Source organism: Enterobacter sp. FB, from assembly GCF_000805795.1.
GTDB classification, from domain to species: domain Bacteria; phylum Pseudomonadota; class Gammaproteobacteria; order Enterobacterales; family Enterobacteriaceae; genus Enterobacter; species Enterobacter roggenkampii.
In genome coordinates this window covers 2,241,522-2,254,769 of record NZ_JSZC01000013.1, presented here as the reverse complement: position 1 = coordinate 2,254,769, position 13,248 = coordinate 2,241,522, and the positions used below count along the sequence as shown (strand labels likewise).

At 61.3% G+C, this 13,248-nt stretch carries 8 protein-coding genes; 1 reads left to right on the top strand and 7 read right to left on the bottom strand.

Annotation, left to right across the window (positions count from 1 at the left end):
• Nucleotides 1-96: 96 nt before the first annotated feature.
• Entirely contained in the window at nucleotides 97-597 is a 501-nt protein-coding gene (locus PI91_RS17800) for a DUF523 domain-containing protein (RefSeq protein WP_039266731.1), read from the top strand.
• A 161-nt stretch (nucleotides 598-758) separates the two neighbouring features.
• Here PI91_RS17800 and yegQ read toward each other — a convergent pair whose 3' ends face one another.
• From yegQ to PI91_RS17765, 7 genes are all read right to left on the bottom strand, one after another.
• Nucleotides 759-2,120, bottom strand: a complete 1,362-nt coding sequence (gene yegQ, locus PI91_RS17795) for a tRNA 5-hydroxyuridine modification protein YegQ (RefSeq protein WP_008500866.1) — start codon at nucleotides 2,118-2,120, stop codon at nucleotides 759-761.
• A gap of 168 nt (nucleotides 2,121-2,288) precedes the next feature.
• The gene (baeR, locus tag PI91_RS17790; RefSeq protein WP_039266730.1) at nucleotides 2,289-3,011 is read right to left on the bottom strand and encodes a two-component system response regulator BaeR; all 723 of its coding nucleotides are present in this window, start codon (nucleotides 3,009-3,011) and stop codon (nucleotides 2,289-2,291) included.
• Nucleotides 3,008-4,411 (bottom strand): two-component system sensor histidine kinase BaeS, encoded by a 1,404-nt coding sequence (gene baeS, locus PI91_RS17785; protein ID WP_021241469.1) that lies wholly within the window; start codon nucleotides 4,409-4,411, stop codon nucleotides 3,008-3,010. Before baeS ends, baeR begins: the two co-directional genes overlap by 4 nt.
• Nucleotides 4,408-5,823, bottom strand: a complete 1,416-nt coding sequence (locus PI91_RS17780) for an MFS transporter (RefSeq protein WP_039266729.1) — start codon at nucleotides 5,821-5,823, stop codon at nucleotides 4,408-4,410. Before PI91_RS17780 ends, baeS begins: the two co-directional genes overlap by 4 nt.
• Complete coding sequence (gene mdtC / locus PI91_RS17775) at nucleotides 5,824-8,901, bottom strand: multidrug efflux RND transporter permease subunit MdtC (protein WP_039266728.1); 3,078 nt, start codon at nucleotides 8,899-8,901, stop codon at nucleotides 5,824-5,826.
• A complete protein-coding gene (locus tag PI91_RS17770; protein ID WP_039266727.1) occupies nucleotides 8,902-12,024 on the bottom strand; it encodes an MdtB/MuxB family multidrug efflux RND transporter permease subunit in 3,123 nt (1,040 codons plus the stop codon).
• Complete coding sequence (locus tag PI91_RS17765) at nucleotides 12,024-13,226, bottom strand: MdtA/MuxA family multidrug efflux RND transporter periplasmic adaptor subunit (protein ID WP_039266726.1); 1,203 nt, start codon at nucleotides 13,224-13,226, stop codon at nucleotides 12,024-12,026. The genes PI91_RS17770 and PI91_RS17765 overlap by 1 nt, the downstream gene beginning before the upstream one ends.
• Nucleotides 13,227-13,248 lie beyond the last annotated feature (22 nt).

The window sequence follows — 13,248 nt, the reverse complement described above, 5'->3', positions numbered from 1 at the left end:
AGGAAAAAAGCGGGTAAGAACAGGATGAAAGGAACAAAACAGGCACAAAAGCGCGTTACACTTCAGCGATGAGATTAATGTAATCACAGGAAAGTGATGATGAATAAAATTTTGGTAAGCGCGTGCCTGATGGGCTTCAGGGTCCGTTATAACGGAAGTGAAAAAGCGCGAATGAACGAGCAACTCGCTCGCTGGCAACAGGAACAACGTCTGGTTATCCACTGCCCAGAGCTTGCAGCCGGGTTGCCTGTGCCTCGTCCACCGGCAGAGATTATGTCTGCTGATGGGAAAAACGTGATGCTCGGGCAAGCCAGAATTATGGAAAATACCGGGCAGGATGTGACCGAACATTATCAGCTTGCAGCCTGGCTCGCGCTACGCGCTGCTCAGGCGTCGGGGTGTAGCGCTGCATTGTTAACCGATGGCAGCCCAACGTGCGGCAGTGAGTTTATTTATGACGGATCGTTTCGCGGTATACAGAAAGCGGGGATGGGGGTTGCTGCGTCGTTGCTCGCTGAGAATGGGATCGCCGTGTTCTCAGAGAAGCAAATCGACGAACTCATTGCCTGGGTTGAGGAGAGAGAAGGCAAAAAATAAGCCCGCGTAAGGGAGATTACGCAGGCTAAGGAGGTGGTTCCTGGTACAGCTAGCATTTATGGGTTATGTTTTTCAGCGGGGGGATAATACCCGTATTGAACGAAGCGGTATGTGATCCGATTCTAAGAATTATCCCAGCGCGAAAAAATTTCCCTGATTGACTATTTGCCGTGTGGGTTTCGGGTGCTTTCACCGTTGAAGTTACGCATCAGCAGTGCGAACTTCAGCTCCACCTCTTCCGGAACCGGCAGCCAGACGGTGTGCCCGTCGCCTGGCGCGACCTCAATCGCTTCGCCTTTGCCGTTTTCCAGATGCTCCAGCGTGAAGTTCATGTTGCCCTGCGGGGTCATCAGCTCCAGGCTGTCGCCTTTGGTGAATTTGTTTTTCACCGCCACGGCCGCCAGCGCGCCTTTGCGCTCGCCGGTGAAGTCACCGACAAACTGCTGGCGCTCGGAAACGGAGTAGCCGTGCTCGTAGTTCTGGTAGTCGTCGTGGGTATGACGGCGCAGGAAACCTTCGGTATAGCCGCGGTGCGCCAGGCCTTCCAGCGTTTCCAGCAGGCTGGTATCGAACGGTTTACCGGCGGCCGCATCGTCGATGGCTTTGCGGTACACCTGTGCGGTACGCGCGCAGTAGTAATAGGATTTGGTGCGCCCTTCAATCTTCAGGGAGTGCACGCCCATCTGGGTCAGGCGCTCAACGTGGGCGATGGCGCGCAGATCTTTCGAGTTCATGATGTAGGTGCCGTGCTCGTCTTCAAAGGCGGTCATGTACTCGCCCGGACGCTTGGCTTCTTCAATCATAAACACGCTGTCGGTTGGCGCGCCGATGCCCAGCGTAGGCTCGACGTTAGTCACCGGGATCGGCTCATGCTTGTGGACGATGTTGCCGATGTCGTCCTCTTTGCCTTCCTGGACGTTATATTCCCAGCGGCAGGCGTTGGTGCAGGTGCCCTGGTTCGGGTCGCGCTTGTTGATATAGCCGGAGAGCAGGCAGCGGCCGGAGTAGGCCATGCACAGCGCGCCGTGAACGAAGATTTCGATTTCCATATCCGGCACCTGGGTGCGGATCTCTTCGATCTCTTCCAGCGAAAGCTCGCGGGACAGGATGACGCGGGTCAGCCCCATCTGCTTCCAGAACTTCACCGTCGCCCAGTTGACGGCGTTAGCCTGTACGGAGAGGTGGATATCCATCTCCGGGAAGTTCTCCCGAACCAGCATGATTAAACCCGGGTCCGACATGATCAGCGCGTCCGGCCCCATATCCACCACCGGCTTCAGGTCACGGATGAACGTTTTCAGCTTGGCGTTGTGCGGCGCGATGTTGACTACCACGTAGAATTTTTTACCCAGAGCGTGCGCCTCGTTGATGCCGAGCTGCAGGTTCTCGTGGTTGAATTCGTTGTTACGCACGCGCAGCGAGTAGCGCGGCTGGCCCGCATACACGGCGTCGGCGCCATAGGCGAAAGCGTAACGCATATTTTGCAGCGTTCCCGCCGGGGAAAGGAGTTCCGGTTTAAACATGTTTGTTCTCGTTCTGATGACAGGTCAGATCCGCGTGCACCTGGTGCAGCGGTAAGGGGAGATCCCCCACATTAAGGGCGGGCATTGTAGCGCTGCGGTGCAGGGAGGTAAAGTTATTGTGCCGGGTGGCGGTTTCGCCTTACCCGGCCTGGATTGACCAGCGGCTCACTAGGCAATCCTGCACGCATCCGCTTCCCAGCGATACCCCACGCCATACACCGCGCGAATAAACGACTGTTCGGCGTCCAGCGACTCCAGCTTGCGGCGCAGGTTTTTGATGTGGCTGTCGATGGTGCGGTCGGTCACCACGCGGTAATCGTCGTACAGGTGGTTCAGCAACTGTTCACGGGAGAAGACTTTTCCCGGCTCGTGGGAGAGGGTTTTCAGCAGGCGGAACTCAGCAGGCGTCAGGTCCAGCAGCTTGCCGCGCCAGCTCGCCTGGAAGCGGCTTTCATCCACAATCAGCGGGCTTTCGGCGTCCAGCACCTGAAGCTCGCGCTGCGGCCTGCAGCGGCGCAGAATGGTTTTCACGCGGGCGACCACTTCACGCGGGCTGTAGGGTTTGCAGATATAATCGTCAGCGCCGATTTCGAGCCCCAGCAGGCGGTCAATCTCTTCAATTTTGGCGGTGACCATGACGATCGGTACGTCGGAGAAGCGGCGAATTTCCCGGCACAGGGTCAGGCCATCAACGCCAGGCAGCATTAAATCCAGCAGGATCAGATCCGGCGGAGTCTGGCGCACGTAGGGCAGCACCTGGTCGCCGTGGCCGATCAGAGACGGGGCATAGCTGGCCGCGCGTAAATAGTCGATCAGCAGCTGTCCCAGCTTGGGTTCGTCTTCGACGATCAAAATGCGCGGCGTGTTTTCGTCAATCGGTAACTCGGTCATACTTCTCTCGATAAATCCCGTTCCAGAGGTAACTCTACTGTAATGCTAACCCCGCCAAAAGGCGAATGGGCGGCGCGGATCGTGCCATTATGCGCCTCGACGATGTTAACGCAAATCGCCAGCCCCAGGCCGGAGCCGCCGCTGGCGCGGTTGCGGGAGCCTTCGGTACGGTAAAAGCGCTCGAACAGTTTTTCCAGCTGCGCGTCCTGCACGCCGGGGGCGGAATCCGCGAAGGTGAGGGCGAAGCGCCCGTTGTCCTGCCTGCCGGAGATATGCAGCCCGCCACCGCTGTCGGTGTAGCGCAGGCTGTTTTCCAGCAGGTTGTTGAACAGCTGCATCAGCCGATCTTTGTCGCCAAACACCACCGCGCTGTCCGGCAGGGAGAGGTCGATTTTCAGGTTGCGGCTGGCAAAGCGTTCACGGAAGGCGCCGCTCGCCACTTCCAACACGTTAATGACGTCTACGGGCGCCTTCTGGTAGGCCAGCGCGCCTTCGTCGGACATGGAGAGCTGGTGGAGATCGTCCACCAGCTTGGTGAGCGTGCCCACCTCCGCCTGCAGGGAAGCCACCGATTCCGGCGTAAACTGGCGCACGCCGTCCTGAATGGCCTCCAGTTCGCCGCGCAGCACCGCCAGCGGGGTGCGCAGCTCGTGAGAAATATCGGCCATAAAGTCGCGGCGCATCTGCTGGTTCTTCTCCAGGGTGCTGGCGAGCTGGTTAAAGTCCTGCGCCAGCTTGCCCAGTTCGTCCTGGCTGCGGGTATCGACGCGGGTGGTGAAATCCCCGGCGGCCAGCTTGTGCGTGCCCTCCACCAGGCGTTTCACCGGGGCGAGCAGACCGCGCGCCAGCGGGAAGGTGGCGAGCGCGGCGAGCAGCGTGGAGAGGGCGACAATCAGCCAGCTGGTCCGGCGCTGCTGGCGGTCAAAGTTGATGTCGGTGTTGCGCGTCAGGCGCTCCACCGGCGAGGCGATAACCCAGCCGACGGTCGCGTTATTCACTTTAATCGCCCGACGGGTGCCGTCCGGCGGTATCGGCGCGCGCGGGCCAACCAGGGGGCGCATGTCCTGGTCGATCACCCAGAACTGGGTGCGCCAGCCGTGCGGCGGCATGCCCGGGCCCGGACGGTCATCACCGGTATCGTGCTCCAGCGAGCGCAGGATCTGGAAAATAAAGCGGTCGTTATTGCGCAGAAAACGCCAGTTGCCGTGCTGGGCGTACTGTTCACTCAGCGCATCGCTTAAGCCCTGCAAACGCTGCTCATTGCCATGCTTGATGTAATCAATAAAGCCGCGCTCAAAGCTGACCCGCACCGCCCAGTGCATGGTGATCAGCAGGACAATACAGGTGGCAAAAATCGCCAGAAAGAGCTTGCCGGTAATACCCGGACGCCAGAATTTCATGAGCCACTCCTTTTGCCGCGCCTAATCACGACGTTCTTGCTGGTATCATCCGGCACGCGGGCGAAGATGAACGCGGGCAGGGCGATGATGACCGCCATGCTGAGGTAGGTATACATAAAGACCTGATGCGCCACCGGCGTGTCGACGCTGAGATGGTGCTGGCCGTACATGCCGAGCAGCAACCCCGCGATCGTCACGCCCACGCTCATGGAGAGCTGCATAATCATCGACAGCAGGCTGTTGCCGCTGCTCGCCAGATCGTCCGGCAGGTCCTTCAGCGTCAGGGTATTCATCGACGAGAAGCGCATGGAGTTGATGACCCCCTGGCAGAACAGCACCAGCGGCAGGACGTAGTACCAGCCCATCAGCGCCACGGCCATAAACAGCAGGCTGACCAGCGCCAGCCCCAGCGTGGCTGCCACCAGCACGTGACGGTAGCCAAAGCGGTTCACCACCTGCACCACCATCCGCTTCATCCCCATGCTGCCGAGCACCATTGGGATCATCATCAGGCCCGCGTGGAATGGCGAAAAGCCCATGCCAATTTGCAGAAAAACGGGCGTCATAAACGGCAGCATGCCGCTGCCGACGCGTCCGGCAAAGCTGCCGAACAGCCCGAGACGGTAGGTTGGGTTTTTAAACAAGTTCAGGCTGAACAGCGCCTGGTCATTGCCGCGAGCATGCCACAAATACCCTGCAATGGTGGAAATGCCGATAACCACCAGCAACCCGAGCATCAGGGTGGAAATCCCCAGCCCCTTTTGCCCGTCGAGTGCCAGGGTAAGCGTGGCCATGCCTGCCGCCAGCAGAATAAAGCCGAAGAAATCAAAGCGCCGGGTCTGCATTTTGTAGTTCGGCATCAGCGTCAGGGTGGCCATCGCGCCGATGATGCCTACCGGGAGATTGATTAAGAAGATCCAGTGCCAGGAGGCGTACTCCACCAGCATACCGCCCAGCGCAGGCCCAAGCAGCGGCCCCACCTGACCGGGCAGGGTGACAAAGGTCATCGCCGCCATGTACTGCTCGCGCGGCACAATCTTCATCACCGTTAGTCGCCCGACGGGCACCATCATCGCCCCGCCGATGCCCTGCAGCACGCGCGCCATGACCAGCTGGTCGAGGGTGTTGGCCTGCGCGCAAAATAGCGAGCCGGAGGTAAACAGCACGATGGCGGTAAAGAAGATATTCCGCACGCCGACCTTATCGGCCAGCCAGCCGCTGGCGGGCAGCATCACGGCAACCGTCAGCACGTAGGAGACAATCACCATGTGCATATGCAGCGGGCTCTCCCCGAGGCTTTTCGCCATGGAGGGGAGGGCGGTGTTGACGATGGTCGTATCCAGCGACTGCATAAAGAAGCCGAAGGCGACTATCCATAATTGCCAGCGAACGTTGCTGGGAAGCTCTGTCATTTATCCTGTCACCGTAGTTCTGTTTTTACGCGAAAAGCGCAGCCGCAGGCGGTCGAAGAACAGATAGACCACCGGCGTGGTGTACAGCGTCAGCAGCTGGCTCATCACCAGGCCGCCGACAATGGTGATCCCCAGCGGCTGGCGCAGTTCGGAACCGTCGCCGCCCGAGATCACCAGCGGCAGCGCGCCAAACAGCGCCGCCAGGGTGGTCATCATGATCGGACGAAAGCGCAGCAGGCAGGCCTGGAAGATGGCCTCTTCCGGCGAGAGGTTGCCGTTGCGCTGGGCGTCCAGCGCGAAGTCCACCATCATGATGGCGTTTTTCTTCACGATGCCGATCAGCAGCATGATCCCGATGAGCGCGATAAGGCTGAACGGCGCGCCGAACAGCTCCAGGGCCAGCAGTGCCCCCACGCCCGCCGACGGCAGCGTCGAAAGGATGGTCAGCGGGTGCACGTAGCTTTCATACAGCACGCCCAGCACAATATAGACCGTAGCGATGGCGGCCAGAATTAAAATCACCTGCGAGTTCATCGTCTCCTGGAATACCTGCGCGGTCCCGGCAAAGCTGCCGCGCACGGTGGACGGTACGCCAAGCTGCGTCATCGCGCGGTTGATTGCGTCGCTGGCCTCGGAAAGTGACGAACCGGCGGGCAGGTTAAAGGAGATGGTCGACGCCGCCGACAGCCCCTGGTGGTTCACCGACAGCGGCGCGTTGGCGGGCTGCCAGCTGGCAAAGTACGAGAGCGGAATCGCCTTGCCGTCGTTGTTAATCACAAACATTTTGTCCAGGGCGCTGATGTCCTGGGTGTAGCGCGGGTCAACCTCCATCACCACCTTGTACTGGTTCATCGGCTGGTAGATGGTGGAGATCTCGCGCTGGCCGAAGGCGTTGTTCAGCAGGCTGTTGGCGGCTTCTACGTTGATGCCCAGCCGCGACATGGTTTCACGGTCGTAGGTCAGGGCCATCTCGGCGCCGTTGTCCTGCTGATCGGAGTTTACGTCCGCCAGTTGGGGCAGGGCGGCCAGCGCCTTGCGGATCTTCGGCTCCCACTCGCGCAGGGCGGCTAAGTCGTCCGAGAGCAACGTGTACTGATAGCTGGCGTTCGCCTGTCGCCCGCCGACGCGGATATCCTGAACGGCCATCAAAAACAGGTTGGCTCCGGGCTCTTTGGCGAGCTTCACCCGCAGGCGGTCAATCACCTGCTGGGCGGTTTCGTTGCGCTCGCCGCGCGGTTTCAGGGTAATAAACATCATCCCGCTGTTGACGCGCGACCCGCCGGTAAAGCCAGTGACGTTATCCACGGCTTTGTCTTCCCGAATGATCTTCATAAAGTCCTGCAGCTTGCCGCGCATCGCCTGGAAGGAAATGCTCTGGTCCGCCTGAATGCCGCCCATCAGCACGCCGGTATCCTGCTCCGGGAAGAAAGTTTTCGGGATGGTAATATACAGCCACACGTTGAGCACGATGGTGCCGATCAGCACCAGGCCGACCAGCCTTGTGTGGTTCAGCACCCACTTCAGCGATTTGCCGTAGCCCTCCTGCATCGCCATCAGCACGCGGCCAAAGCCTTTGCGGCGCGGCTGCGAGTGCGGCTTGCTGCGCTTGAGCATCCAGCCGCACATCATTGGCGTCAGCGTCAGCGAGATAATCAGCGAGATGCCGATAGCCACCGAAAGGGTGACGGCAAATTCGCGCAGCAGCCTGCCCGGCAGCCCGCCCATCAGCAGCAGCGGCAGAAAGACCGCCACCAGCGACAGGCTCATGGAGAGCACCGTAAAGCCCACCTCGCGCGTGCCCTGCAGCGCGGCCTGCAGCGGTTTCACGCCCGCTTCCAGATGGCGGGAAATGTTTTCCAGCACCACGATGGCGTCATCCACCACGAAGCCGGTGGCAATCGTCAGGGCCATCAGCGACAGGTTGTTGAGGCTAAACCCGCACAGGTACATGGCGGCAAAGGTGCCGATCAGCGAGACCGGCACGGCCACCGCCGGGATCAGCGTCGCGCGGCCGGATCGCAGGAACAGGAAGACCACCAGGATCACCAGCGCGACGGAGATCACCAGCGTTTGCTCCACCTCTTCCAGCGAGGCGCGAATCGTCGGGGAGCGATCCTGAGCAATTTGCAGATCGATTGCTGCCGGGATGGTCTCCTGCAGCTCCGGGAGACGGGCGCGAATGCTGTTCACCGTCTCAATAATGTTGGCCTCCGGCAGCTTGCGGATCATCAGCAGAATCGCCGGCTTGGCGTTGGTCATCCCGGCGTTGCGTACGTCCTGCACCGAGTCGGTAACGCTGGCCACGTCGCTTAAGCGCACCGCCGCGCCGTTGTTATAGTGGATGATGAGCGGCTGATATTCCGCCGCGGTTTTCAGCTCGTCGTTGGTGTGGATCTGCCAGCGGTGGCTGTTGTCCTCAATCGCCCCCTGCGGTTTGCGCACGTTGGCGTTGCTGATGGCGGAGCGCACGTCATCCAGCGACACGCCCTGGTTAAACAGCGCCTGCGGGTTTAACCCCACGCGTACCGCGGGCAGGGAACTCCCGCCGACGCTCACGTCCCCGACGCCGTTAATTTGTGAGATGGTCTGCGCCAGCTGGGTAGACGCAAAATCGTACAGCTGCCCCTGCGAATACGTATCCGAGGTCAGCGTCAGGATCATGATCGGCGCGTCGGACGGGTTGGCCTTGCGGTAGGTCGGACGGCTCGGCATCCCGCTCGGCAGCAGGCTCTGTGCGGCATTGATGGCCGCCTGCACGTCGCGCGCCGCGCCGTTGATATCCCGGTCGAAGCTGAACTCCAGAATAATGCGCGTGCTGCCCAGCGAGCTGCTGGAGGTCATCTCGTTGACCCCCGCAATTCGCCCGAGCGAACGCTCCAGCGGCGTGGCAACGGACGAGGCCATGGTTTCCGGCGAGGCGCCCGGCAGCGAGGCGCTGACCATGATCACCGGGAAATCCACCTGCGGCAGGGGGGCCACCGGCAGCAGCCGGAAGCCCAGCACGCCGCAGAGGGTAATGGCGAGCGAGATTAAAATCGTCGCCACCGGGCGATAAATGAAGAGGGCGAAAAACTTCACTTATGCCTCCTCTTCACGTTTCGGGAAGCGGCTTTTGGTCCACAGCGCCAGGCGGTCAAACAGCAGGTAGATCACCGGCGTGGTGAACAGCGTCAGCACCTGGCTCACCAGCAGACCGCCGACCATGCCGATACCCAGCGGACGGCGCAGCTCCGCGCCGACGCCCGTGCTGAGCATCAGCGGCAGCGCGCCCAGCAGGGCGGCCAGCGTGGTCATCAGGATGGGGCGAAAACGCAGCAGGCAGGCCTGGAAAATCGCATCGCGCGGCGACATGCCCTGCTCGCGCTCGGCGGCCAGGGCGAAGTCGATCATCATGATGGCGTTTTTCTTCACGATCCCGATGAGCAGGATGATACCGATGATGGCAATCACGTCCAGCTCGCTGCCCGCCAGCATTAATGCCAGCAGTGCCCCCACGCCCGCCGTCGGCAGGGTAGAAAGGATGGTGATCGGGTGGATAAAGCTCTCGTACAGCACGCCGAGCACGATGTACATCGCCACGACCGCCGCCACGATCAGCCAGATGGTGTTGCCCAGCGCGGCCTGGAACGCCAGGGTGCTGCCCTGGAACTGGGTCTGAATATCAGCCGGGAAGCTTACCGCTTTTTCCGCCGCCTGAATGGCCTCCACCGCTTCGCCCAGAGAGTAATTGTCCGGCACGTTAAAGGAGATGGTGGTGGACGGGAACTGATCCAGATGGTTAATCGACAGCGGGGTATAGCGTTCTTCCACCGTGGCGATAGCGCTCAGCGGCACAATGCCGCCGTCTTTGCTGGTCAGGCGCACCGAGTCCAGCCCCGCCAGGCCGGGCGTGTTGTCGGTGTTGTGCTCCAGCACCACGCGGTACTGGTTCGCCTGGGTGTAGATGGTGGAGATCAGACGCTGACCGAAGGCGTTGTACAGGGCGTTATCCACGTCCGCCATGGTGATGCCCAGACGGCTGGCGGCGTCGCGGTTGACGTTCACATACGCGGCCAGCCCTTTGTCCTGCCAGTCGCTGCTGACGTCGGCGAGCTGCGGCAGGGTTTTGAGTTTATCCACCAGCTGCGGCACCCAGGTGCTGAGCGCGTCCAGCGAGGTGGCCTGCAGCGTGAACTGGTACTGCGTGCGGCTGACCTGGGTATCGATGGTCAAATCCTGAATCGGCTGCAGGTAAAGCTCAACGCCCGGCACGCGGGCGACGGCGTTTTGCAGCCGCTCAATGACGGCGTTGACGCGATCGTCGCGCTCATCCAGCGGCTTGAGGTTGATCTGCAGACGCGCGCTGTTGAGCGACGGATTGGTGCCGTCCACGCCGACGTAAGCGGTCAGGCTCTCTACCGCCGGATCCTTCATGATGATGTCAGATACCTGCTGCTGGCGCTGCGCCATATTGGCAAAAGAGACCGACTGTGGGGCCTGAAGCGTGCCCTGAATAATGCCGTTGTCCTGGATGGGGAAGAAGCCTTTCGGAATGAAAATCCACAGCATCACGCTGAGCGCCAGCGTGCCGAGCGCCACGCCGAGCGTGGCCCACGGGTGGTTGAGGACTTTCGCCAGCACGCGACCGTAGGCGGCAATAATGCGCTCGAACATGCGCTCGGAGGCGCGCGAGAAGCGGTTTTGCTTGCGCAGGGACTCATGGCTCAGCATGCGGGCGCACATCATCGGCGTCAGGGTCAGCGACACCACGGCGGAGATCAGAATGGCAACCGCCAGCGTCACGGCAAATTCGCGGAACAGCCGCCCGACAATATCGCCCATAAACAGCAGCGGGATCAGCACCGCAATCAGCGAGAAGGTCAGCGAGATAATGGTAAAGCCGATTTCACCTGCGCCTTTCAGCGCGGCGGCCAGCGGTTTCTCACCTTTCTCGATATAGCGCGAGATGTTCTCGATGACGACGATGGCATCATCCACCACGAACCCGGTGGCGATGGTGAGCGCCATCAGCGTCAGGTTGTTGATCGAAAAATCGAGGAACACCATCACCGCAAAGGTGCCGACCAGCGAGAGCGGTACGGCGACGGCGGGAATAATGGTCGCCGGGACGTTACGCAGGAACAGGTAAATGATCATCACCACCAGCGCAATCGCCAGCATCAGCTCGAACTGGGTGTCGGTGACCGACGCGCGAATGTTGGTGGTACGGTCGGAAAGCACCTTCACGCTGACCGACTTCGGCAGGCTTTCGATCAGCTGCGGCAGCATGGTGCGGATGCTGTCGGCGGTTTCGATGATGTTTGCGCCCGGCTGGCGCTGCACGTTCATCACGATCGCCTGCTGCCTGTTGGCCCAGGCCCCCAGCCAGCTGTTTTCCGCGCCTTGTTCTACGGTCGCCACGTCGCCCAGACGCACCGGCGCGCCGTTCTGGTAGGCGATAATCAGCTGACGATATTCGTCGGCGGACTGCATCTGGTCGTTCGCCGAGAGCGTCACGGCGCGGGTTGGGCCGTCCAGCGAGCCCTTCGCCGAGTTGACGTTGGCATTGCTGATGGCGCTGCGGATGGTTTCGCTGGTGAGCCCCAGCGCGGCGATGGCCTGCGCGTTAAGCTTGACGCGCACCGCCGGGCGCTGTCCGCCCGCCAGGGTGACGAGGCCGACGCCGGAGACCTGAGAAATTTTCTGCGCCACGCGCGTTTCGACCATGTCTTCGACCTGGGTCATTGGCATGGCGGAGGAGGTGACGGCCAGCGTCATGATCGGCGGATCGGCCGGGTTCACTTTGCTGTAGACCGGCGGGTTAGGCAGGTCTGACGGCAGCAGGTTTGTGGCGGCGTTGATGGCGGCCTGCACCTCCTGCTCGGCGACGTCCAGCGACAGCGTCAGCTGGAACTGCAGCGTCACCACGGATGCCCCGCCGGAGCTCTGGGAGGACATCTGTTTTAGCCCCGACATCTGGCCGAACTGGCGCTCCAGCGGGGCGGTGATGGCGGACGTCACGACATCCGGGCTGGCGCCGGGATAGAGCGTCACCACCTGAATGGTGGGATAGTCCACCTCCGGCAGCGCCGAGACCGGCAGGAAGCGATAGCCGATAATCCCGGCGAGCAGGATCGCCACCATCAGCAGCGTGGTGGCGACAGGACGGAGGATAAACAGGCGTGACGGCCCACCTGTGGAGCCCGGCGGCAGCACCTGCATCAGGAGGTCGCTCCCTGTTTCGCCGGTTCCACCACTTCCACTTTGGCCCCTTCGGTCAGACGGTCAATGCCGTCGGTGACCACGCGGTCGCCTGCGGAAAGCCCGGCGCTGATGACCACCGTCTGGCTGTCCTGAATCCCGGTTTTCACCAGATGCTTGCTGACCTTATTGTCGCTGTTAAGCACCCAGACGAAGTTACCTTCGTTACCCATCTGCAGCGCAGCGGTGGGGATCACCACCGCGTTTTCTTCGGTCGCCACCAGCATGCGCGCATTGACGAACTGGTTCGGGAAGAGGGCATCGTCCTGGTTATTAAAGCGCGCCTTCAGCTTGATGGTGCCGGTGGTGGTGTCGATCTGGTTATCCAGACTGAGCAGAGACCCTTCACTCAGCTTCTGCTTGTTGGTGCGGTCCCAGGCTTCCACCACCAGGCCTTTACCGGCTTTTTGCGCCTGCGTGACGGTCGCGATATCGCTTTCCGGCAGGGTAAAGACTAAATCAATCGGGTGGGTCTGGGTGATCACCACGATGCCCGTGGTGTCGCCGCTGGAGATTTGGTTGCCAATATCGACCTGCTTCAGGCCGACGCGTCCGTCAATCGGCGCGGTGATGCGGCTCCAGTCCAGCTGCAGCTGGGCGCTGGCCACGGCGGCTTCGTCCGCTTTGATCGTGCCCTGCGTTTCACTGACCAGCGACTGCTGGGTATCCAGCTCCTGACGGGACACCAGGTTTGTTTTCACCAGCTGCTGGTAGCGGGCTAAATCGCGCCGGGCGTTGGCGAGGGTCGCGTTGTCTTTCGCGAGCTGTCCCTGCGCCTGGGCAAGGGCGACCTTAAACTGGCTCGGGTCGATTTCCGCCAGCAGATCGCCCGCTTTGACCTGCTGACCTTCCTGGAAGTGGATCGCGATGAGCTGGCCGTCGACGCGGCTGCGCACCGTGGCGGTGTTGGCAGCGGTGATGGTCCCGAGACCGGTGAGATAGCGAGGAACGGCTCTATTCACCGCCGTCGCCGCCTGAACCGGCGCCAGCGCGCCACCGCGCATGCCGTGACGACCTCCACCCGTGGGGCGCTGGGTCTGGCTGGTGGCGCCGGCCGGTGCGGCGGTGTTCGCGGATTGACTGTGCCAGTACCAGGCGGCGGCAAGGGCCACCACAATGATGCCAGCGGCGATTGCCCAGCGGGATTTGTTACTGCCTTTCATCGTTATACGTTCTCATCCTGAA

Coding starts and splice junctions, on each gene's coding strand:
- yegQ (WP_008500866.1), bottom strand. CDS start 2,120: ATGTTTAAACCGGAACTCCTTTCCCCGGCGGGAACGCTGCAAAATATG.
- PI91_RS17800 (WP_039266731.1), top strand. CDS start 97: ATGATGAATAAAATTTTGGTAAGCGCGTGCCTGATGGGCTTCAGGGTC.
- baeR (WP_039266730.1), bottom strand. CDS start 3,011: ATGACCGAGTTACCGATTGACGAAAACACGCCGCGCATTTTGATCGTC.
- baeS (WP_021241469.1), bottom strand. CDS start 4,411: ATGAAATTCTGGCGTCCGGGTATTACCGGCAAGCTCTTTCTGGCGATT.
- PI91_RS17765 (WP_039266726.1), bottom strand. CDS start 13,226: ATGAAAGGCAGTAACAAATCCCGCTGGGCAATCGCCGCTGGCATCATT.
- PI91_RS17780 (WP_039266729.1), bottom strand. CDS start 5,823: ATGACAGAGCTTCCCAGCAACGTTCGCTGGCAATTATGGATAGTCGCC.
- PI91_RS17770 (WP_039266727.1), bottom strand. CDS start 12,024: ATGCAGGTGCTGCCGCCGGGCTCCACAGGTGGGCCGTCACGCCTGTTT.